Annotated in this window: 21 protein-coding genes; 7 read left to right on the forward strand and 14 right to left on the reverse strand. The window is 64.7% G+C overall.

The annotated features are described in order from the left end of the window. Positions 1-4 precede the first annotated feature (4 nt). The 3 genes from U8326_RS10930 to U8326_RS10940 are packed head-to-tail and all read right to left on the reverse strand — an operon-like array spanning position 5 to position 1,909. Positions 5-532 carry a hypothetical protein gene (locus U8326_RS10930; protein WP_324740302.1) on the reverse strand — a complete coding sequence of 176 codons (528 nt, stop codon included), beginning with the start codon at positions 530-532 and terminating at the stop codon, positions 5-7. Further along, the gene (locus U8326_RS10935) at positions 522-1,718 is read right to left on the reverse strand and encodes a phosphotransferase family protein (RefSeq protein ID WP_324740303.1); all 1,197 of its coding nucleotides are present in this window, start codon (positions 1,716-1,718) and stop codon (positions 522-524) included. Before U8326_RS10935 ends, U8326_RS10930 begins: the two co-directional genes overlap by 11 nt. Positions 1,719-1,729: 11 nt before the next feature. Then, positions 1,730-1,909: a hypothetical protein gene (locus U8326_RS10940; RefSeq protein ID WP_324740304.1), complete on the reverse strand. Its 180-nt coding sequence runs from the start codon at positions 1,907-1,909 to the stop codon at positions 1,730-1,732. Positions 1,910-2,106: 197 nt separating this feature from the next. Between U8326_RS10940 and U8326_RS10945 the strand changes: the two genes are divergently transcribed. Together U8326_RS10945 and U8326_RS10950 are read left to right on the forward strand one after the other, a co-directional pair. Beyond that, positions 2,107-2,820 carry a TetR/AcrR family transcriptional regulator gene (locus tag U8326_RS10945; RefSeq protein WP_324740305.1) on the forward strand — a complete coding sequence of 238 codons (714 nt, stop codon included), beginning with the start codon at positions 2,107-2,109 and terminating at the stop codon, positions 2,818-2,820. A gap of 65 nt (positions 2,821-2,885) precedes the next feature. Beyond that, complete coding sequence (locus U8326_RS10950; RefSeq protein WP_324740307.1) at positions 2,886-3,884, forward strand: GlxA family transcriptional regulator; 999 nt, start codon at positions 2,886-2,888, stop codon at positions 3,882-3,884. A 25-nt stretch (positions 3,885-3,909) separates the two neighbouring features. Here U8326_RS10950 and U8326_RS10955 read toward each other — a convergent pair whose 3' ends face one another. Beyond that, complete coding sequence (locus U8326_RS10955; protein ID WP_324740308.1) at positions 3,910-5,958, reverse strand: TonB-dependent receptor plug domain-containing protein; 2,049 nt, start codon at positions 5,956-5,958, stop codon at positions 3,910-3,912. Between the two features lie 152 nt (positions 5,959-6,110). Between U8326_RS10955 and U8326_RS10960 the strand changes: the two genes are divergently transcribed. Next, positions 6,111-7,607, forward strand: coding sequence for an NAD(P)/FAD-dependent oxidoreductase (locus U8326_RS10960; protein WP_324740309.1), 1,497 nt, complete (start codon positions 6,111-6,113; stop codon positions 7,605-7,607). After that, positions 7,604-8,365: a competence/damage-inducible protein A gene (locus tag U8326_RS10965; protein WP_324740310.1), complete on the forward strand. Its 762-nt coding sequence runs from the start codon at positions 7,604-7,606 to the stop codon at positions 8,363-8,365. The genes U8326_RS10960 and U8326_RS10965 overlap by 4 nt, the downstream gene beginning before the upstream one ends. Before the next feature lie 6 nt (positions 8,366-8,371). Here the strand turns inward: U8326_RS10965 and U8326_RS10970 are convergent, their stop codons facing one another. From U8326_RS10970 to U8326_RS11015, 10 genes are all read right to left on the reverse strand, one after another. After that, entirely contained in the window at positions 8,372-9,097 is a 726-nt protein-coding gene (locus tag U8326_RS10970) for a glutathione binding-like protein (protein WP_324740311.1), read from the reverse strand. Between the two features lie 143 nt (positions 9,098-9,240). Further along, positions 9,241-9,798, reverse strand: coding sequence for a porin family protein (locus U8326_RS10975; RefSeq protein ID WP_324740312.1), 558 nt, complete (start codon positions 9,796-9,798; stop codon positions 9,241-9,243). Between the two features lie 309 nt (positions 9,799-10,107). Further along, entirely contained in the window at positions 10,108-10,809 is a 702-nt protein-coding gene (gene rplA, locus U8326_RS10980; protein WP_324740313.1) for a 50S ribosomal protein L1, read from the reverse strand. A gap of 4 nt (positions 10,810-10,813) precedes the next feature. Beyond that, the gene (rplK, locus tag U8326_RS10985) at positions 10,814-11,245 is read right to left on the reverse strand and encodes a 50S ribosomal protein L11 (protein ID WP_324740314.1); all 432 of its coding nucleotides are present in this window, start codon (positions 11,243-11,245) and stop codon (positions 10,814-10,816) included. Between the two features lie 388 nt (positions 11,246-11,633). Beyond that, positions 11,634-12,170: a transcription termination/antitermination protein NusG gene (gene nusG / locus U8326_RS10990; RefSeq protein ID WP_324740315.1), complete on the reverse strand. Its 537-nt coding sequence runs from the start codon at positions 12,168-12,170 to the stop codon at positions 11,634-11,636. Between the two features lie 40 nt (positions 12,171-12,210). Further along, complete coding sequence (gene secE, locus U8326_RS10995) at positions 12,211-12,405, reverse strand: preprotein translocase subunit SecE (RefSeq protein ID WP_324740316.1); 195 nt, start codon at positions 12,403-12,405, stop codon at positions 12,211-12,213. A gap of 263 nt (positions 12,406-12,668) precedes the next feature. Then, a complete protein-coding gene (locus tag U8326_RS11000; RefSeq protein ID WP_324740317.1) occupies positions 12,669-12,818 on the reverse strand; it encodes a hypothetical protein in 150 nt (49 codons plus the stop codon). Between the two features lie 163 nt (positions 12,819-12,981). Further along, on the reverse strand, positions 12,982-15,447 hold the full coding sequence (locus U8326_RS11005) for a TonB-dependent receptor (protein WP_324740318.1): 2,466 nt from the start codon (positions 15,445-15,447) through the stop codon (positions 12,982-12,984). Beyond that, positions 15,431-16,387, reverse strand: coding sequence for a FecR family protein (locus U8326_RS11010; RefSeq protein WP_324740319.1), 957 nt, complete (start codon positions 16,385-16,387; stop codon positions 15,431-15,433). Before U8326_RS11010 ends, U8326_RS11005 begins: the two co-directional genes overlap by 17 nt. A gap of 27 nt (positions 16,388-16,414) precedes the next feature. Next, the gene (locus U8326_RS11015; protein WP_324740320.1) at positions 16,415-17,044 is read right to left on the reverse strand and encodes an RNA polymerase sigma factor; all 630 of its coding nucleotides are present in this window, start codon (positions 17,042-17,044) and stop codon (positions 16,415-16,417) included. Positions 17,045-17,452: 408 nt separating this feature from the next. On the opposite strand from U8326_RS11015, the gene U8326_RS11020 reads away from it, so the two are divergent. The 3 genes from U8326_RS11020 (at position 17,453) to U8326_RS11030 (ending at position 20,434) form a co-directional block, all read left to right on the forward strand. After that, on the forward strand, positions 17,453-18,265 hold the full coding sequence (locus tag U8326_RS11020; RefSeq protein ID WP_324740321.1) for an aldolase/citrate lyase family protein: 813 nt from the start codon (positions 17,453-17,455) through the stop codon (positions 18,263-18,265). Between the two features lie 227 nt (positions 18,266-18,492). After that, on the forward strand, positions 18,493-19,395 hold the full coding sequence (locus U8326_RS11025) for an SDR family oxidoreductase (RefSeq protein ID WP_324740322.1): 903 nt from the start codon (positions 18,493-18,495) through the stop codon (positions 19,393-19,395). Between the two features lies 1 nt (position 19,396). Then, positions 19,397-20,434, forward strand: coding sequence for an alkene reductase (locus U8326_RS11030; RefSeq protein ID WP_324740323.1), 1,038 nt, complete (start codon positions 19,397-19,399; stop codon positions 20,432-20,434). The last annotated feature ends 73 nt before the right edge of the window (positions 20,435-20,507 follow it).

The raw sequence follows: 20,507 nt of genomic DNA on the forward strand, positions 1-20,507 counted from the left end.
TCGATCAGCCCAACGCCGCCTCGCGCAGCGACGGCAGCTTGCCGGGTTCCGGATCGAAGCCGGTGGCGGCAACCCAAGCCCGTTCGCGAAGATTGCGCCGCTCGCTGTATTCGATCACGGCCCGGCCCAGACTCGCCCAGAGTTCGTCCGGGGCATCGGCGAACAGATTGTCCACCGCATCCTGCAAGGCTTCCTTCATTTGCAGCCAAGTCGCCTTGAGGGCGGCGGCATCCGGCGGCACGACCGGCAGAGCCGCTTCGGCATCCGCGATGGAATCTTCGAGCCGCGTCGAAAGCGGGTCATCGGGGCCAAGCCGGGGCAGGACCTGGCGCGCCAGCGCCATATCCTCTCTCACATCGCGGATCATATAGGCCAGCTCCAGCGGGATCTGCTCGATCACCAGCGCGATGGATTTCCGGGCCAGCGCCAGTTGCTCCCGCGCCAGGGCGGCATCCTCGGGGATGACCGGCTCGATGACCTCGTTCAGCGCCTTGAGCACGGCCTTGAGGCGAAGTGTCGTATCAGGAACCATGGATCGCCTTTCTCAGCAGCGCGTTCAGCGAATAGACGCAGGTGGGGCCGAACCCGGCCAGCCAGGCCAGCAATATGTCCTGATGGCTCTTGCCGCCCATCGCGCAGCGCACCGCGGTTCCGAGCACCATGATCGTCGATTTCCAGCAGTTCATGACCGCATAGTAATCGAGCTTCGCGGGATCGACCGGCAAGCCGGTATGGTCTTGCCAGCGCTGCAGGAACTCCGATCGCTCGATCAGCCCGCAGACAAGGAAGCGCCCCTGATGGTCCAACCTGCCGTAACCTTCCTGCAGGCTCCAGGCGAGATCCTCGTGATAATCCCCCAGATGAGCCAGCTCCCAATCGAGCACCGCCGTGATCTCGGTGCTCTCCGGATCGAACAGGAAATTGCCCGCCCGGTAATCGTGATGGATGACGGAAACATGATCGATCGGCGGCGCATTGGCCCGAAGCCATTGGGCTGCGAAACGGATGATCGGCATCGGCTCGAAGGAATCTTCCTCCCAGACCCGGTCATACCAGTTGATGGTTGCCTGCACGCCCGCGTTCGACCCGGCCTCGGGAACGTCGAAAGCGTCAAGCTCCGCATTCCGCCAATCGAACGTGTGAATCCTGGCAAACAGCTCCGTGAACTGGGCGCCCAGCGCCCGTTGCAATTCCGGGCCGTATTGCGCGCCCAGGCCAGTGACATTGCCGCTGCCGCCCGGCGGCTTGGTCACGCCGCTGACAAAGCGGCTGATGAGGGCGGGGCGGCCGAACCAGCTTCCATCGCTATCCACCCACGGCACATCCGGCACGGGGACCACGCCCTGCATTGCCCGCATGAGTTGATATTCCCGCAAACGATGCGTCTCGACCACGGATTCGGGCGGTTCGCGCCGAAGGACATAGGCGACCGGCGCCTGCCCCGGCTCGGCCAGCTCGAACCGGAATTGCTCCTTCGAGGCGCCCCCGCCCAGCGGCGCGACACCGCCCACCCGGCTGCCCGGCGCAACTTCGGAAAAGAAGCGGACCAGCCGCTGCTCGATGTCGGAAATCGATGTCGGCGAATAGGCGGGTCCCGAACGGGCGCGCATCTTTCGGGTAAGCGCCTCGTCCATCGTGCGCTCCGTAGGGAAGCGCGCACGAACCGCTTCGATCCAATCCGAAGGCGGATTCTGCTTGTCTATCACTGGCGCCACCATGTTGCCCGCACTCAGCCCACGCGCGAATGGTTCAGCGGCATGCCTTTCATATAGGCGCCGTATCCGTCCGCACCTTCAGCGTTCCAGCCCCTCATGTCGGCAGAGGGAATGCAGAAGCCCAAGAAACCCGTCGCCCAGTTGCAAGGCGGCCAGGCCGGCGTATGGAACAGGATGTCGCTTTCCTCGATCATTCTACCCTCTCCACAAGGACTTATGACGCGCAGCGCTTGCAGCGGCCGCAGCCGGATTCGATCCGAACGGTTTATAAGATCAACCTAAGCGGCCTTGCCTCCATGTCCAGCAGGATTTTTTAGTGCGCTAAAAAATTGTCCGGATTGCACCCCCAACATGCTTGCGCCATGTTCCATAAATCCGGCTGCTGGCAGCCATGGAGCGGGGGAAAGCGAGAGCCATGCTGCGCGACGAACAGCGCAAGGAACGCCGCCAGCGTATCCTCGACGTCGCCGAGGCCCTCGTCCGCGAGACGAACGGCACATCGTTCACCATGGTCCAGCTCGCCAAGCGCGCGCGGATGAGCGCACCCACCCCCTACAATCTGTTCGGCAGCAAGGGCGCCATCCTCTATTCATTGCTCAACCGGGCGATGGACGACCTGCTTTCCTCCGGCGCGCAACTCGAAGGAAAGGCGCCTGCCGCACTCGGCCCGGTGCTGGCCATGGAAAACGCCGCCAATTACTTCATCGGCGATCCCGAGCTTTTTCGCCCGCTCTACAAATATCAACTCGGCGAATATGCCAAGGAACAACGGCCGGCCTATATGACCCGGGCGCTCGATTACTGGCGGCACTCCCTGTCTGGCCTGATCGACGCGGGATATTTCTCCGAAGGCTGCCGCCTTCCGGCAGAGGATATTGCGGTGGCCCTGCTTTCGCACAGCATCGGCTTGCTGGATCTGTGGGTCCAGCATGAATTCACCGATCGGGAATTCCGGGCGCGGATGATGCAGGGCGGCGCCTGCATTGTCTATCCCGCCGCCACCAGCGAAGCGCGGCAGCAGCTGGACGATGTGCTGGAACGGCTGCGGCGCGACATCGAACCGGGATTTTCCTTCGCGGCCCAGCCCTTGCACCATTCCCGCTGAGGGCGGCAGGGAACCAGTCTCCGGCGGCTTGCGCTATCGGCAATTTTTCCCATAACGACACGATCATGCCGGAAAGCGACCTCTCCCCTTCCCCGCGCAGCATTGCCCTGCTGCTTGTCGAAGGCTTCCCGATGCTGGCCTATGCTTCCATCGTGGAGCCCTTCCGCGCCGCCAATATTCTGGCGGGACGCACGCTGTATCGCTGGATGCACGTGGCTATTCCCGAAGTGCGAGATACGGACGCGCTCCAGCCGGCCCGTGCCTCGAACGGCGCCGCGATCCTCGCGGAGGCACGGATCGAGGATGCGGCCGCCTGCGACATGGCCTTCGTCATCGCGGGCGGCGATCCCGCCGCCTTCGCGGATCGCGCGACCTTCGCCGCGCTGCGCCGGCTCGCGGCGGCCCAGCTCCTGCTCGGCGGCGTGTCGGGCGGCCCGTTCCTGCTTGCGCGCGCAGGCCTGTTGAGCGGGCATCGCTGCACGGTCCATTGGGAACATGCGCCCGCGATGCGCGAGGCGTTTCCCGACCTGATGCTGGAGGAAGCGCTCTATGTCATCGACCGCCGGCGGATGACATGCGCGGGCGGGACGGCGGCGCTCGACATGGCGCTGGAGCTGATCGAGCGCGAACAGGGGCCAGCCCTGGCGATGAAGGTGGGCGAATGGTTCATCCGCACCGAGGCGCGCGAGGCGGGGCTGGCCCAAAGGCCCAGCCTGAAAGACCGCTTCCGCACCACCGACGAGCGGGTGCTGCGCGCGCTGGCGGCGATGGAGCGCGCGGTGGAAGTGCCGGTTTCCCGCGCTTCGCTGGCCGCGCTTTGCGGTGTGACGCTGCGCCAGCTCGAGCGCCTGTTCGCGAAACGGCTGGGCTCGACCATCGCCGACACCTATATGGCGATCCGCCTCGACCATGCCGCGCAGCTCCTCCGCGCGACATCGCTACCAGTGACGGAAATCGCGCTTTCCTGCGGCTTTTCGGGGAGCAGCCACTTCTCCCGCGCGTTCAAGCGGCGCTTCGGCAGCCCGCCCGGCAAGGCGCGGCTGAAGGCGCCTGAAACGCACTGAACGGCACCGGGACGAGCCGGAACGCTCAGAACCCGTAACGCAACCCCGCCCAGACGGTACGGGCCACGCCCAGGTCGATCGAGCCGCCCTGATTGCGGGTGATGACCTTTTCGTCGAACAGATTCTCGCCGCGCAGGACGAGGTTCAGGCGATCCCACAGCGGCACGCGGGCGAAGGCATCGAGCGTGGTCGCGGCCGGCAGCACGTCCGTTTCGAGATCGTCCTCGAACTGGCGGCCAATGTGCCTCAGGGTCAGCGAAAGCAGCCAGTTCTCGCGCGGCTGCCAGGCGAAGGTGCCGCTCGCCGCCCATTTCGGCGTCTGCGCCGGACGATTGCCGTCCAGGGTATCGTCGATCCCGTTTTCGTGGACCTTGGCGTCGGTATAGGCGAGCGTTCCCGACAGGGAAATCGGGCCGCGCTCGACCGAGGCCGAGAGTTCGACGCCCTGTGCGCGGATCTCGTCGATATTCTGCCGCTGGCGAAGATTCTGCTCGATGGTGACATTGGCGATCGCGTGCTTCACCCGGTTGTCGAAGGCGGTCAACGCGAGGCTCACGCCGGGCGACGGCTGCAGCTCGATCCCCGCCTCGAAGCCGCGCAGCTTCTCCACGCCCAGCTCGGCATTGGCCTCGGTCCGCACGGGAAAGACCACGAACGGGCGATAAAGCTCGTTCAGGGTAGGCAGGCGTACGCCGCTGTAGGCGGCGCCCCGCAGGCGCAGCGTCTCGCTCAGATTCGCCAGCACCCCGCCCCGGAACGACGCGTCCCAGCCGGACTTGCCCACAAAGCGATTGTCGGTCAGCAACGCGCCGCTGCCGTTGCGCTGCTGGTAATAGCCGTCGCGGACGGTCCAGCGATCCGCCCGCGCCCCGGCGGTCAGGATGACGTCGCCCAGGGTCCAGTCATGCTCGATGAACAGGCCCAGATCGCCATTGGTGCCACCCGCCCGGTTGTGCGTGGTGACCGCGCCGGTGGTGGCGTTGTAGCCGATTTCCTCCATCCGGCCTTTCGACCGGCGGTAATCCGCGCCCAGCCGCAGCACGTGGTTCTCGCCCACCGGCGGACGGATCTCGATCTTCCCGCCCAGCCCCCTGGACGGCGTGTCGTGCTGGTCCAGCGTGGGGCGGAACGTGCTGGAGCTGATTACGATGTTCGAGAAATCGCGCCATTGCGCATAGCCCAGCACGTCGAACTGCCAGTCTCCACGCCCGACGATGCGCAGGCTGGCGTCCTGCCCGGTGCTGGTGCTGTCGGCCCCCTTGAACCGCAAGGTCCGATGATCGTCGAACAGCAGGCCCCGCGCCTGCAGCTCCACATCGTCGGACAGCGGCTGCACCACGCGGGCGGAGGCCGACCAGCTATCGTATTTCGCCCTTGCCGTGGCCGGAACCCGCTGGTCCGCCGGGGTCGTATGGAAACCCTGGCCGCGATCCCACCGCCCTTCGATGACCGCGAAGCCGGAGCCGATGCCGGGCGCCAGTTGCGCGCTCGCCTCCGTCTCGCCGCGATTGTTCACGAGCAGCCCGCCATTGAAGAGGCCGAGCGTCGCCGCATCGGCGCTTTCCATCTCGATCGTGCCCGCGATCGCGCCCGCGCCGAACGCCCCCGCGCCGCCGCCACGCGTGACCCGGACCATGCTCAGGCGCTCCGGCACGATGGCGCTGAACGGAATATAGCCGAAGAACGGGTCCGCCATCGGCACCCCGTCGAGCAGCACCAGCGCCCTGCTGGTCGCGTTCCCGCCCAGCGCGCGCAAGGTCGCCCCTTGCGCCGAGGGGTTGGACGACCGGCTGTCGGAACGGCGGAACTGCTGGAAACCGGCGACGGACGACAGGACGTCCTCGATGCGCCCGGAGCCGCTCGACAGGATCTTGTCCCGCTCCAGCACCTGCACATCATAGGCCGGAGTGGCGGGCGTTTCCGGCAGGCCCCGGCCGGTGACGACGATCTCGCGCGCATCGAACGATGCGTCTCGGGTTTCGGCCCCGGTTTCAGCGTGGGCCAGCACGGGCGCAGCCGATGCCAGAATCGCCACCGTTGCCAGAGAGGTCTTCGAATATCTCGCCCGTTTCATAGCGCCCGCAATCTTTCGAGTCATTTTCGGGACCGCGCCTAGCGGTAGAGGGGATGGCCGTCACCCCCCTTGTCGCCACTTCTTCCTTCCACCCGTGGCAAAAGGCGTTAGGGTCAGGGCCTGTCGACGGCTTGGACGCAGAAAGGAAATCCGTGAGCGAGCCTTCGCACAGCGATGTTCTGATTGTGGGCGGCGGCATCTCCGGAATCGCCATGGCGGCCTATATGGGCAAGCTCTGCCCCGGCCGCAGCTATCAGATTGTCGAGCGGCGTGAGCAGTTCGGCGGCACCTGGGATCTGTTCCGCTATCCCGGCGTCCGTTCCGACAGCGATATGCACACGCTGGGTTTCTCCTTCGCGCCCTGGTCCGACCGGGAAAGCATTGCCGCGGGCGACGCCATCCGCGCCTATCTCGAACAGGTCGCATCCAGCCATGGCGTGCCGCCGCATATCCGGTTCGGCACCAGGGTGATCGCGGCCGACTTCCGCCACACCGAGGGCCGCTGGCTGGTCACGCTGGAAGATGCAGCGGGCCGGGAGAGCCGGATGACCGCGAGCTTCCTCTATCTCGCGGCCGGCTATTACGATTACGATTCCCCGCATGATCCGCCCTTCCCGGGGCGGGAGGAGTTCTCCGGCCCCGTGGTCCATCCGCAATTCTGGCCGGACGGGCTGGATTACCGGGGCAAGCGCGTGGTGATCGTCGGCTCGGGCGCAACCGCCGTTACGCTCGTGCCCGCAATGGCGGCGACGGCCAGCCATGTGACCATGCTGCAGCGGACCCCGACCTGGATGGGCGCGCGGCCCTCGCAGGACAGGCTCGGCGCTTTCCTGCGCAAGTTCCTGCCGCACCGCGCCGCCGCCGGGCTGGTGCGGCGCTGGAATATCCGGGTGCAGGACTTCATCTATCGCAAGGCCCGCACAAGGCCCGACAAGATCGCGCGTTTCCTCACCCGCAAGGCCAGGCAGGCGCTCGGCCCGCATTACAACGAGAAGGACTGGCTCCCCCCCTACGGCCCATGGGAACAGCGGCTGTGCCTGGTGCCGGACGGCGATCTGTTCGATGCCGTCAGGCAGGGCCGGGCATCGGTGGTCACCGACCGGATCGACCGCTTCGACCGGAGCGGCATCCGGCTCCAGTCGGGCAGGCATCTCGATGCCGACATCATCGTCACCGCCACCGGGCTGCGCCTCGCCATGGCGGGCAATATCCGCGTGACGCTGGACGGCCAGCGGCTGCGCTGGCGCGACCACTTCTATTATCGCAGCTGCATGTTCTCCAACGTGCCGAACCTCGCCGTGGTGTTCGGCTATCTCAATGCGAGCTGGACCCTGCGCGCCGAAGCCACCGCCCGCTATATCTGCAGCGTGCTCAACCATATGGCCGCGACCGGCGCCGATATCGCCATGCCCCGGCTGGCGGAGAAGGATCGCCCCGAAGAAAGCGCGCTCAGCGAATTTTCCTCCGGCTATATCCAGCGCGCCTTGCCGCTGATGCCGAAGAGCGCGGCCACCCTGCCCTGGCGGCTGAACCAGGATTACCGGGAAGACCGCCGCGATTTCCGCGACCGGCCGGTGGATGACGGCATCCTCTCATTCGAACAAGCCCGGTGGCGCGCCACGGAATTTTCGCCTAATCCAGTGCCATGAACGACCCCGACCGCATCTGGACCGCCGCCCTGGTGGTGATCGGCGACGAGATTCTCTCCGGCCGCACGCATGACAAGAACATCGCCCAGATCGCCACCTGGCTCGACGTGCAGGGGATCAGGCTGCGGGAAGTCCGCGTGGTGCCCGATCTCGAGGATGCGATCATCGGCGCGGTCGACAGCTTGCGGGCGGGCCACGACTATCTGTTCACCACCGGCGGGATCGGCCCGACCCATGACGACATCACCGTCGACGCCGTGGCCAGGGCGCTGGGCGTCGCGGTCGTCATCCACCCCGAAGCGCGCGCCTTCCTGGAGGATTACTATTCCACCCGGGGCGGGCTGACCGAAGCGCGGCTGCGCATGGCCCGGGTGCCGGATGGCGCCAGCCTGATCCCCAACTACATGTCCGGCGCACCCGGCATCAGGTTCGGCAATATCTACATGATGGCCGGCGTGCCCTACATCACCGCCGGAATGCTGGACGGGCTGACCGGCACGCTCGAGGGCGGGAAGCCGCTGATCGCGGAGACGATCGGCTGCTGGATTCCGGAAAGCGAAGTGGCGGACCTGCTGCGCGAAACCGAGCAGACCCATGCGGGCTGCCAGATCGGCAGCTATCCCTTCTTCCGCGAAGGAAAGGTCGGGGCCAATTTCGTGGTTCGCTCCACCGACCGGGCGGCCGTGAACGATTGCGTGGCGAAACTGCTCGAGGGCCTGCACGCGCTCGGCCGCGAGACGACCCTGGGCGGCATCTGACAGGCTTCAGCGCAGGTCCGACGCGGCCAGCAGATTCTCGCCGAACATATTGGACCATTGCTCCGGCGTCAGCACCGCGTGCTTCTGCATATATTCCGGCGGCACGGCGGTTTGCTTGCCCGCCACCGCCGCCTGCACCGCGGGCCGCTCGCCGATCCGGGCCGCCCAGGCGGCAACGGCGGGCAGATCCGCGATGTCGATGTCGATCAGAGCCGCGCCGCCGACCCAGGGCCATGCCGCCATGTCGGCAATCGAATATTCCTCGCCCGCCAGATATTCGGCCTGCTCCAGCCGGTATTCCAGCACCTTGAGCAGGCGCAGCGCTTCATTGGCGTAGCGCGTGCTGGGATATTCGAGGCGTTCCGGCGCATAGCGCAGGAAATGATGGGCCTGGCCATGCATCGGGCCGAGGCCCGCCATCTGCCAGAACAGCCATTGCAGCGCGACCGCCCGGCCCCTCGGATCGGCGGGCAGGAAGCGGCCGGTCTTCTCCGCCAGATAGAGCAGGATCGCGCCGGATTCGAACACCGGCAGCGGCGCGCCGCCATCGGCGGGGTCGTGGTCCACGATGGCGGGCAGCTTGTTGTTGGGATTGATCCGCTTGAACTGCGCGGTGAGATGCGCCCCGGCGAACAGATCGTAATTGATGACCCGGTATTCCAGCTCCGCTTCCTGGAGCATGATCGCGACCTTCATGCCATTGGCGGTGGCGACATAATGCAGGTCTATCACGATACGGCTCCTCTCGCTCTATCGGCCCAGACAACCGCAAGGCAGGGGCCAAGGCAAGCGAAAAGCCGAAAGCGCGTCAGCAAGGCGGCGCAAAAAAAGGGAGGCAGCGGCGCTGCCCCCCTCGGTTCAAGCGGATGACTTCCTCAGAAGTTCACGCCAACCGCAACCAGGCCGTTATGGCGGCTGACATCGCCTTCGTAGTTGGAATAGCGATATTCCAGCTTGCCGAAGAAGTTCTGGCCGAAATTGTGCTTGAAGCCCGCGCCCAGACGGAAGCCGTCGCCGTTTTCGCCAACGGAACTCGAAGTGACGCCATCGTCATAGGTGAACCTGATGCGGGCATTGGTGTAGCCGCCCAGCACATAGAGCTGGCTGCTTTCGCTCAGGTTGGTGCCGAGACGCACCACCGCGGCGAGATCGCGGCCGGTCTTGAGGCAAGCCTTGTCGCCGATAACCAGCAGATCGCGTTCGCATTCCTTGGTCGAGCTGTCATCCACGCTGCCCTCGATGCCGATGAACATCTTTTCGCCGATCGGGAAATCGTAGCCCGCCGCGACGCCGTAAGCGATGCCTTCGTCGGATTCGCCGGCCGCCGATACGCTGTCCAGCCCGGTCTGGACCTGCACGTAGGCCTGCGCATTGGCGGCGGCAGGAAGAAGAGCGGCGCCTGCGATGAGAGCGGCGAAAGTAATCTTTTTCACAAAATTCTCCATTATATTTTCAAGCACGCGCCAACCTACCGCGATTTTCAGTAATCGCGGCATGAGGCGCAGATAGATACGATACGAGATCGTGGGATTTGGGATTTATCTCTCGGCATTAAGCCAAGATATTATCGCGAACCCGGGGCCGAGTTATGACCGCCTTGCGCGAAGATCAAGGACCGCAAGGCCAACGCCATGAAAAACATGGCTATTGTGACTCGAAAGCCACAGGCCCGGCCGGCCAGGCAAAAAGGCCGGGAAGATCGCTCCTCCCGGCCTCCGTTGTTTTTTCCGATCCTGCCGGGATCAGGCGCCGGCGACGTCCGCCGTGTCGATCTTGAGGCCCGGCCCCATGGTCGAGCTGAGCGCGACCTTGCGGACATATTTGCCCTTGGCGCCGCTCGGCTTCGCCTTGACGATGGCATCGACGAAGGCGGTGAAGTTCGCCTTGAGCTGATCGTCGGTGAAGCTCAGCTTGCCGATGCCGGAATGGATGATGCCGGCCTTCTCGACGCGGAATTCCACCTGGCCGCCCTTGGCGTCCTTCACGGCCTGCGCGACATTCGGAGTGACGGTGCCGAGCTTCGGGTTCGGCATCAGGCCCTTGGGGCCGAGCACCTTGCCGAGACGGCCGACCACGCCCATCATGTCGGGCGTGGCGATGACGCGGTCATAATCCAGATTGCCGGCCTGCATGTCTTCCATCAGGTCTTCCGCGCCGACCTTGTCGGCCCCGGCGGCCTTGGCTTCCTCGGCCTTGTCGCCCTTGGCGAACACCGCGACGCGCACGTCCTTGCCGGTGCCCGAGGGCAGCGAGACCATGCCGCGCACCATCTGGTCGGCATGGCGCGGATCGACGCCGAGGTTCATCGCGATCTCGATCGTCTCGTCGAACTTCACGCTGGACAGCTCGCGCAGCGTCTTGAGCGCTTCATCGAAGCCATAGAGCTTCTGGTTGTCGCCCAGCTTCTCGTTCAGGGCCTTCTGCTTCTTGGTCTGCTTCGCCATGTCGTCAGCCCTCCACAACCTGAAGGCCCATCGCGCGGGCGGAGCCTTCGATGATCTTCGTCGCCGCCTCGATATCGTTGGCGTTGAGATCCTGCATCTTCTGCTCGGCAATCGCCTGGACCGCCGAACGCTTGATCGTGCCGGCCGAAACCTTGCCCGGTTCCTTCGAGCCGGACTTGAGGTTGGCGGCCTTCTTCAGCAGGAAGGTGGCGGGCGGCGTCTTGGTGACGAAGGTGAACGACCGGTCCGCATAGACGGTGATGATCGTCGGGATCGGCATGGACTTTTCGAGATCCTGCGTCGCGGCGTTGAACGCCTTGCAGAATTCCATGATGTTCACGCCGCGCTGGCCCAGGGCCGGGCCGATCGGCGGAGAGGGATTGGCGGCGCCCGCGGGCACCTGCAGCTTGATATAGCCGTCGATTTTCTTGGCCATGAGGCCACTCCTTTTCACACTGTCGGGCGCCGGGGCGCCTTCATGTTGAGCGGTCAGACAGAGGGGAACCCTCCTCCCGCATGGATTTCCGCCGGGAATCCCCGATGGAAAGCGGGGCCGATAGCGGCATCGGCCGATAAAAGCAATGGCGCGCCAAGGATCGACGCAGGGTTCATCGGGGCGCGCTGCCGGATGAACCAAGTTGACACAGTTGACACTGTTCCATGCGCGAAAAACCTTCCCCGCCCGGGAAGGAAATCTGCACGCAAAAGCAAGGGTTTATCGAGATGTGGAGCGCGCTTCGCCATGCCCCGCCCGTGCCAGACCGGCGGCATGTAGGAAAGCGCGTTCCGCGCCCGGCCCGTGGCGCGCAGACCGCAGGCGGTGCTTACTTGACCAGCTCGACCTGCTCGAAATCCAGCTCCACCGGCGTCGCGCGCCCGAAGATGGAGACGGAAACCTTGACCTTGGACTTGTCGAAATCCAGCTCTTCCACCACGCCGTTGAAGCTGGCGAAAGGCCCGTCCAGCACCTTGACCGAATCGCCGATCTCGTAATCGACGTTGACCTGCTTGCGCGGCTGCGCGGCGGCTTCCTCGGCCGCGCCGAAATAGCGGGCCGCCTCGGCTTCCGAAATCGGCTGCGGCTTGCCGCTCGAACCGAGGAATCCGGTGACTTTCGGCGTGTTCTTGACGAGGTGATAGACATCGTCGTTCAGCGCCAGCTTGGCCAGCACATAGCCGGGCATGAACTTGCGCTCGACCTGCACCTTCTTGCCGCGCTTCACCTCGGTCACGGTTTCGGTCGGAACCTCGACCGCCTCGACCAGCTGCGAAAGGCCCATGCGTTCAGCCTCCGACAGAATCGAATCGCGCACCTTGTTCTCGAAGCCGGAATAGGCGTGGATGATATACCAGCGGGCCATCGTTCGTTCCTAATTGAGTCAAGCCGTCCGGGCGGCTGCGTCAGGCAAGGGAAAGCAGCCAGCGCACCACCGCGCCGAACAGAGTATCCACGCCCAGGAAGAACACCGCCAGGATGAACATCATGATCCCCACGAAAATCGCGGTCGTCACCGTTTCCTGCCGGGTCGGCCATACCACCTTGGTGGCTTCGGCACGGACCTGGCGGAGGAATTCGCCGGGGCTGGTCTTGGCCATGACTGGACTGTCTCTCGCCGTTCGTAAAAAACCATCGCCTTCCACCACGGGCTCCGCGCCGCCCCGGCAGGACCGGGAGGGCAGCGTATGCCGATGTCGGAAGACGGAAGCGGCTTTAGCGGCAAGGTTCCACATGCGCAAGACTTTGGCGCGGACGGTGGAAATGCCCCGGAACGGCGGCAGCGGCGCGCCCGATTATGCCGCCCCGCCACCGCCCGCGCGCGGCGGAACGCATGGGCCGGATCGGCCGGAATCAGCCGGAATTAGCCCAGGCCGGTCAGGCGCTCCCACAGCGTCGGCCGGTCCATCGGCTGGATCGGCCCATGCTTGCGATAGCGCAGGCTGGCGTCGCTGTAGGGTTTCGGAAGAACCCATGCATCGGGCCGGCTGCTGCGAAAGGTGCGGGTCGACATGAGAAACACTCCCTGAAAAGTTTCCTCCTGCCGCTGATAATGCACGGCCTGCCTGAAGGTTCCCTGAATCGGGATGAAACCGGAAATTCAGGCTGGGGGCCGGGAGATAAGATAAATTATTTATTCTCAGTAATTTGAGGAACACGCAGCCTAGGGTCGGGACCTAGAACGACAGGTCGAACCCCAGCCGGACGGTGCGCGGCTGCAGCGGCGTGATCTGGTTGCGATCCCGCACCAGGAAGGGCGAGCCCAGGGCGAAGCGATTGCCCCGCCCGTCGAACAGATTGAAGAACGCGAGGCTCAGCCCGCGCGCCCGGTTGCCGAGGCGGAATTCCAGCCCGGTGTCCACGTAATCGCCCTGCAGCTGGCCAAGGATCGGGCCGACCCCCAGGGTCGACTTGCCCACATAGCGCAAATAGCCCCGCGCATCGAAATCGAGAGTGTCCGTCAGGGCATGCTGATAGGATATGCCGAACCGGGCGCTGACATCGGCGATATTGGGCAGGCGCTCGAAATCGGAAGCGGAAACATCGGCCGCATTGTCGGCCATCGCGCTCAGGGAAACCAATGTCTCCCTGCTGATCGTCAGCGCAAGCTCCGACGGCTGCGACACCTTGCTGTCGTTGAGATAGACCGCGGCATCCAGCTCCAGCCCGGCCAGGGGGCGCCAGCGCGACGACAGGCCGAGCGACAGCACGCGGCCATCCCCCACATTGACGGTCGTGGGAAAGCCGAAGCCATCGATCAGATCCGCCTGGATGTTGCGCCATCGGGAATAGGACGCCGTGCCTTCCATCTCGAAATTCGCGTCGAGATAGCGCGCGCCGCCCTCGTAGGTGGAAACCCGGTCGCCCTTGAAACGCTGGATGAACTCCCGCCTCACGGAAATGCCGCCAGGGCGGAAGCCCTGCTGATAGCGCGCGAACAGCGTCAGCTCGTCCATCGGGCGATAGGCGACCGCGGCGGACGGCAGGAACCGCGTTTCCTTGCGGGCATCGCGCGCGAGCGGATCGGCGCTCAACGCCAGATCGTATCCCACATCCTCGGAATCCCCGGTCAGCCGGGAATGGGTGAACCGGCCGCCCATCGTCACCGTCAGCCGGGGAACCGGCTCCACCGTGCCTTCCCCATAGATGGTCAATTCCTCCACCCGGTTGCGCACCCCGGTCAGCGGCGAGCCATAATAGGTCGCGATCATCTCGCGATTGACCCGGGCTTCGTTGTGCAGGAAGCTGGCCCCGATCAGCCAGCCCCTGCCGTTCCTGCCCCGGCGCGCCAGGCGGGTTTCGGCCGTGACCATTTCGATATGGTTCTTCTGGCTGAACTCGACGGGCGCGGCGTCTGCCAGCGGGCTTTTGGCCGGGTTGAACGGCTCCGACAGCTCCGCTCCCTCGAACTGCTCGAACACATATTGCCGCGTGTAGCCGAGCGAGGAGGTCAGCTCGAGCTGATCCCAGGCCTTGCGCACGACGAGATCGGCCAGCCAGAAATCGTTCCGGTAGGGCTGGGCGATCGTGCTGGAGCGGCTCAGCCCGTCCCGGCCCCTTGCGGCATACTGGCTGTCGTCGCCGTCGATCCGCTGGCCGACCGCGTTGAGATCGGCCATCCAGCCGTCACCCGGATCGAACCGCAATGCGGCCCTGCCGCCGATGGTCTTCACGTCATTGACGTTCTTCAGGTCGCGTCCGGTATCGTTGATGTAGCCGCCTTCGATGGAGCCGAAGGCGAGCGCGCGAAAACCCAGCCTGTCCTCGACGATCGGCAGGTTGAGGATGCCGCCGCCATCCACCCCCGGCTGGCCGCTCTTCACCGCCTGGACCCCGCCCCAGGCCGAGCCGCCCACGGAATCGAGATCGGGCGAATGGGGCACCACCCGCACCACGCCGCCCAGCGACCCGGCGCCGTAAAGGGTGCCTTGCGGCCCCTCCAGCACTTCGATGCTGCGGACATCGTAGAGGCGAAGACTGGGGTCGGGCGCGCTGTAGGTTATCCGGCTGTTGCCCCAATACTGGCCCACGGTGGCCTGCGTCGGCCCGACGAAGCTGGAATCGGCGATGCCCCTGATGAACAGCTTGTTCCGCCCCGGCCCGAGATGCGTGGAAACCACGCTCGCCAGCCGTGTCGCGATCGCGCCCGAACCGCGCGCGGCATCGGCGGTGGAAAGCTCGCCCCCGTCGACGATCTGCACCCCGCCCGGATAGGCGCCCAGCGGCACGTCGCGCTTGGTGCCGGTGACGACGATCTCCCTGGGCGGCGGCATCGGGGCCGCCGCCGGTTCGCGCGCGCGCGGCGGCGACGAGGCGGGCCGGGACGCCGGCCTGGGCGCGGGCGGCCCGGCTTCGATCAGGAAAGTGTTGGGGGCGACCTTGCGGGCGCGCAGCGCCGTCTTGCGCAGCATTTCGCCCAAGGCCCGGTGCGCCGTCATGGTGCCGCGAACGGCGCGCACCCGGGTGCCGCCAAGCCCGGTGTCACGAAAGCCGATGCTCGCTCCGCTCTGCCGCCCCAGCACGCGCACCGCTTCGTCCAGGCGGCCGGCGGACACGTCCACCTTGACCGCCGCTTCCCGCGCATGGGCGGGAACGGCAATCAATGCGACGGCAATGGGCAACAGGCTATGGGCGCGAACCATTGGCGGGCATCATCTTCCACGCGGCCCCTTCAGGCGCGAAAGTCACACCCAGAAGCGGACCGACACGGGCGAACACTTCCTCCGGCGCTCCGGTGACGGTCAATGTCCCCGTAAAGCGCATGCGTTCAATGCCATCTCCGGCGCGAACTTCAAGGCCGGTATTGCGGCCGAGGTCGCGCGCGATCTGATCCAGCGATGCGTTCTCATACTGAAGCTGCCCGGCCTGCCAGCCTCCCACCGCCTGCGGATTGGTCCGGCGCAGCACCGGCGCGGCCCGCGGCGAAGAGCGGTGCAAGGCCTCGCCCGCATTCAGCCGGATCTCGCGCGGGCCAGGCTCGAAGATCACCGCCCCGTGCCCGACCGCCAGATCCAGCGAAGACCCGTCGCGAATCACGTTGAACACCGTGCCGGCATCGACCAGCCGGGTCGAACCGGCCATCACCACGAAGGGATGGCTGGAATCATGCCGCACGTCGAACAGCGCCTCGCCCGAGGCAAGCTCGACATGGCGCGGATCGTCGGAATCGAGCTTCACGACGGTGGCGCCATTGAGGACGATCCGCGACCCGTCGGCCAGCTGGACAGTGCGGCGCTCGCCCGGCGCGGTGACGATTTCCCCGCTGTCGAGGCGCTGGAACACGATCCATCCGCCCACAGCGGCCAGCAGGGAGGCGGCGATCCCCGCGCCGAGTAACCAGCGCCGGCGCGCGCGCAAGGGTATCACGTTGGAAGCAGGCGGGGGCGCATCGGCAAGCAGCGCAAGCAGCTGCGCCGCCCATTCGTCGGCGTCCAGCGCCGCTTCATAGGCCGCGAGATGCGCGGGGTCCCGCTCCAGCCATTCGGACAGCCGCTCCCAGCCGTCGAATGGCGGATCCCGGGTCGCAATGACCCAGCCGCGAGCCTCCTCGCTAATATTCACCCCCTGCGCTTGCGTGCTCATAGTGACACTATGACGAAGTCCTATCCGCTACTCCGCATCCAGCCTCACCTTCAATTCGGCGAGAGCGCGATAGGCCTTCTGCAAATCCTTCTCCACCGAACTCAGGCTTATCCCCAATTCCGATGCGATGACGGCTTGGCCTACGCCATCGAGCCGGTAGCGGCGAAACACGCGATCCACGCGTGGTCCCAATGCCGCCAGCACATTTTCCACTTCACGCAATCGCTGGCGCGCGATCAACGCCCGCTCTCCCGTGGGCATCTCCTCCGTCGCTGCTGTGGCCTCATACCAGTCATGCTGCCTGCGTTGCCGGCTTAAATTAGAACGGCGCCGATCGCGCAGCAGATTCTCGGCGGCGCGAAAAAGATAGGACACCGGCTCCGCAATCGAATCGACGGGGACCGCAACCACTCGCTGCCACAGGTCCTGGAACACGTCCTCGGCATCGTCTCCCGCGCCCCGCGCGGCCAGGAAGCGCAACAAACGCGCGCGCTCGTTCAAAAGAACGCGCTGCAATCCCTGGGCCTGTTCTCCCTGTTCCATGCCATCAGGCAAAGCACTCTCATCCAAGCTTGCCAAGCTCCGACCCGTCTTTGCGCGCAAATATACACCGGTCTGTGGAGATTTGGGCGCAGCGGCCGGGCGCGCCAGCTTCAAAAACCAGCCCTTAGCGCAAAGGCCACAGGCAGGTGGCCGTGTCGCGAAAAGCGGATTTCCAAGGCACTCACCCGCATGGGACGAACAAACCGGGAAGTGGTCCCCGCAACCGAGCCGGCCATTCCGTCATTTTGCCGCTAAATCCCACACTTTGCCGGCAGCCACTCTATGCGAGGCAAGGCGACCAAGGCGATGGGCCGGGAACTGAAGTGGCCAAGCACACCACATGACAGGTAAAAAAGGCGCAGACACACGAGCATTAGATCATAAGCAACGCCGATATGACAATCCTGTAACATCCAAGATGGATTTTTTGCGGATTTTTTACATGTTTCGCTTGCGGAACCCCTCTCACCGTTCCGTCTGTTTGTTTGCCAGTCAAAGATTTGCGCACAGGAGAACGCAAGGATGAATGCCACAGAACGCCGAATGCTCGACATGCTCAAGAAGGGTCGCGACCAGTTTGGCGTCGTGGCGGTCAAAGCTGAGTTCGAGGCAGAAGGCACCCGTCCCGACGAGCTTCTCCGCCTTATCGAGCTGACGTATCGAGCCGATCTGGACCTGGCGCTCAAGATCGGGGGCTGCGAGGCGGTTTCCGATCTCCATGCCTCCAAGCTGTATGGCGCGAGCTATATCATCGGGCCAATGGTGGAAACGCCCTATGCATTGACGAAGTTCATCGATGCGAAAGCGAAAACCTACGGGGACAATCCTGAAGGGACGGAGTTTCTCTTCAATCTCGAAACTCAGGCCACGCTTGAAAATCTCGAGGACATGCTTCCCCTCGCCAAGGCGAGCCTGGACGGCATCGTGTTCGGGCGTGTCGATTTCACTCTCTCGCGAGGGCTTGCCCGCGGCGCGATCAACGAGCGCCAGATCACCGATGCGGTGCTGAAAGCCGCATATGCCTGCGCCAAAGCTGATCTCGATCTGGTGGTGGGCGGTTCGGTTGCGGTCGAGGCGGCCCCCGTCCTGCGTGAAATCCGCACCATCCGGCTCGATCGGTTCGAGACACGCAAGGTCGTATTCGATGGCAGCGCGGTGGAAGCGGCGAATTTTGAGGCAGGGATTGCCAATGCGGTCGCCTTCGAACTGGCCTGGCTCGAAAACAAGCGCGATTATTACAACACGATCGCAGACGAAGATCTCGACCGGATCAGGATGATGCAGGAGCGCAGCGCCATTGCCATGCGCCAGCAATTGTCGAGAGCCACCGCCTGAACGATGCCGCCAAACAGGGAAGTGTCCGCGGTCATGCGCGGCGTTGCTGCCAATGCAGTGACGCCGCGCTTCCGCATATCGGCCGCGCATGGGGTGACCGAAAAGAGCTTGATCCCAGGACGGCACAGGACAGTCTCGAGGGAGGCGTTTTCCAACCGCGCCGATTTCGACTGGCACAGGCGCCTTCCCGCCAAATGCCCGTATGCGACGAGATTCAGGGAACTTTGATGATCCGATTGCTGGTTACAGGGGGAAAGGGAATGCTCGGCCGCGCATTGGCGGAGCACGTCGCCTCCTTGTCGGGCGCAACTTTCTCCGCACCGGGCCGTGATGAGCTGGATGTCCGGGATGCGGATGCCCTGCTGAACGCCGCGTCCCAGGCAAGGGGCGGATGGATCGCGCATTGCGCAGCCACGGTCGATGTCGAAGGCTGCGCGCGCGAACCCGATGCGGCTCGCGAGATCATCGTCGAAGGCACCCGCAATGTCGTCCGCGCGGCCAGAGCCGCCGGCGCCCGCCTTTTTTATCCCCAATCCTTCCTCGTCTATGACGGGGCTAGCAACCCGATCCCCGAAGACGAAACGCCACAGCCGCTTTCGCTCTATGGCAAGCTCAAGCTCGAAGCGGAGCAAGTCATCCGCGCCGAAATGGACGATGCGCTGATCGTCCGCATGGCCGGCTTCTTCGGCGGCGAGGAGATCGACAAGAATTTCGTCGGACGCATCATTCCCGCAATGGCCGCCGCGATGGAGCGCGGCGAGACCCGGTTCGACATCGGCGACAGGGTATGGCAGCCGACCTGGACCCGCGACCTCGCCGAGAACAGCATCCAGATGATGCTGGCGGATAAGCGCGGCATCTACCAGATGGCTTGCCATGGCCAGGCGAGTTTTGCCGAGCTGGCGCAGGAAATCGTTGCGGCATTGGGCTGGGAAGACCGTCTCCGCATCGAACGAGTGGAGGCCGCCAGCGTGTCGGGTAACGAACTGGGCAAGCGCCCGGACATAGCCGTGCTCAGTTGCACGCGCCTGCGCGAAGATCGACTGGATCTGCAACGCGACTGGCGCGCCACCATCCATGCCTATCTGCGGCATCCCTATTTCGACCGCTATCGTCTGAAAGGCGCCTGAAATGCCCGATCTGTTCGCCCCTCTCGACAAGCCCGGCTTTATCAAGCTGCGCAATCGCAGCGTGATGTCCGCAATGAGCCGCAGCTTCGCGGACAAGCAGCACCGCGCGACGGACCAGATGCGCGCCTATTACGAAAAGCGTGCACTGGGCGGCGCGGGGCTTATCTTGACCGAAGGCACGATCATCCATCCGAGCGGCGACGGCTGGGTCGACGTGCCTTATATCGCGACCGACGAACATGCCGCCGCGTGGCGTCCTGTGGTCGATGCCGTCCATGCCGCGGGCGGCGCCATCGCCTGCCAGCTGTGGCACATGGGCCGGATTTCGCATTCCGATTTCACCGGAGACGCTCCGGTCAGCTCGACCAATCGGGCGGCCGCGGGCGTCAATCGCCAGAACAACAAGCCCTATGACGAGCCGCGCGCGCTGGAGATCAGCGAAATGCCGGTGGTCTATGGCTATTTCGCGGATGCTGCCGCGCGGGCGCTCGATGCGGGATTCGACGCGGTCGAACTGCACATGGGCCATGGCTATCTGGCAGACCAGTTCCTGGACGCACAAGTGAACGACCGGATCGATATCTATGGCGGATCGGTCGAAAATCGCTGCCGGTTCGCGCTGGAACTGGTCGAAAAGGTGCTGGCAAAGGTGCCTGCCGAACGCGTGATCGCCCGTATTTCGCCTTCGCGCTTCATGGGCGGCCTGTATGAATGGCCCGATCTGGACGAAATGCTCGCCTATTTCATCCCGGCGCTGGAGCAACGCGGATTGCGCGCGCTGGATGTAAGCTGCGCCAATTCTCCCTATGCCGAAACATCGGGCCGCATGGTGCGCAAGATCCGCCCGATCTTCTCCGGCGTGTTGATGGCAGGGGCCTCGCTCTCCCTGGAAGATGCGGAACGGGAACTGGCGGATGGCGCGATCGATTGCGTGACCTGGGGCCGCGCCTTCATCGCCAACCCCGATCTGGCCGATCGCTTCCGCACCGGGGCTGAACTGACGCCCTTCGATGATTCCATGCGCGCCACGCTCGTCTGATCCAGAATAGCCAGGATGGACCGTGACGCATTGGATATATCTTATTCGACCTCGATACTATCGTCAGGGCATG

The organism is Tsuneonella sp. CC-YZS046, from assembly GCF_035581365.1.
GTDB lineage: Bacteria > Pseudomonadota > Alphaproteobacteria > Sphingomonadales > Sphingomonadaceae > JAWKXU01.

Bases quoted from the DNA above. Each gene is read 5' to 3' on its own strand.
- U8326_RS10930 (WP_324740302.1), bottom strand. From the start codon at position 532: ATGGTTCCTGATACGACACTTCGCCTCAAGGCCGTGCTCAAGGCGCTG.
- U8326_RS10935 (WP_324740303.1), bottom strand. From the start codon at position 1,718: ATGGTGGCGCCAGTGATAGACAAGCAGAATCCGCCTTCGGATTGGATC.
- U8326_RS10940 (WP_324740304.1), bottom strand. From the start codon at position 1,909: ATGATCGAGGAAAGCGACATCCTGTTCCATACGCCGGCCTGGCCGCCT.
- U8326_RS10945 (WP_324740305.1), top strand. From the start codon at position 2,107: ATGGAGCGGGGGAAAGCGAGAGCCATGCTGCGCGACGAACAGCGCAAG.
- U8326_RS10950 (WP_324740307.1), top strand. From the start codon at position 2,886: ATGCCGGAAAGCGACCTCTCCCCTTCCCCGCGCAGCATTGCCCTGCTG.
- U8326_RS10955 (WP_324740308.1), bottom strand. From the start codon at position 5,958: ATGAAACGGGCGAGATATTCGAAGACCTCTCTGGCAACGGTGGCGATT.
- U8326_RS10965 (WP_324740310.1), top strand. From the start codon at position 7,604: ATGAACGACCCCGACCGCATCTGGACCGCCGCCCTGGTGGTGATCGGC.
- rplA (WP_324740313.1), bottom strand. From the start codon at position 10,809: ATGGCGAAGCAGACCAAGAAGCAGAAGGCCCTGAACGAGAAGCTGGGC.
- rplK (WP_324740314.1), bottom strand. From the start codon at position 11,245: ATGGCCAAGAAAATCGACGGCTATATCAAGCTGCAGGTGCCCGCGGGC.
- nusG (WP_324740315.1), bottom strand. From the start codon at position 12,170: ATGGCCCGCTGGTATATCATCCACGCCTATTCCGGCTTCGAGAACAAG.
- secE (WP_324740316.1), bottom strand. From the start codon at position 12,405: ATGGCCAAGACCAGCCCCGGCGAATTCCTCCGCCAGGTCCGTGCCGAA.
- U8326_RS11000 (WP_324740317.1), bottom strand. From the start codon at position 12,818: ATGTCGACCCGCACCTTTCGCAGCAGCCGGCCCGATGCATGGGTTCTT.
- U8326_RS11005 (WP_324740318.1), bottom strand. From the start codon at position 15,447: ATGGTTCGCGCCCATAGCCTGTTGCCCATTGCCGTCGCATTGATTGCC.
- U8326_RS11010 (WP_324740319.1), bottom strand. From the start codon at position 16,387: ATGAGCACGCAAGCGCAGGGGGTGAATATTAGCGAGGAGGCTCGCGGC.
- U8326_RS11020 (WP_324740321.1), top strand. From the start codon at position 17,453: ATGAATGCCACAGAACGCCGAATGCTCGACATGCTCAAGAAGGGTCGC.
- U8326_RS11025 (WP_324740322.1), top strand. From the start codon at position 18,493: ATGATCCGATTGCTGGTTACAGGGGGAAAGGGAATGCTCGGCCGCGCA.
- U8326_RS11030 (WP_324740323.1), top strand. From the start codon at position 19,397: ATGCCCGATCTGTTCGCCCCTCTCGACAAGCCCGGCTTTATCAAGCTG.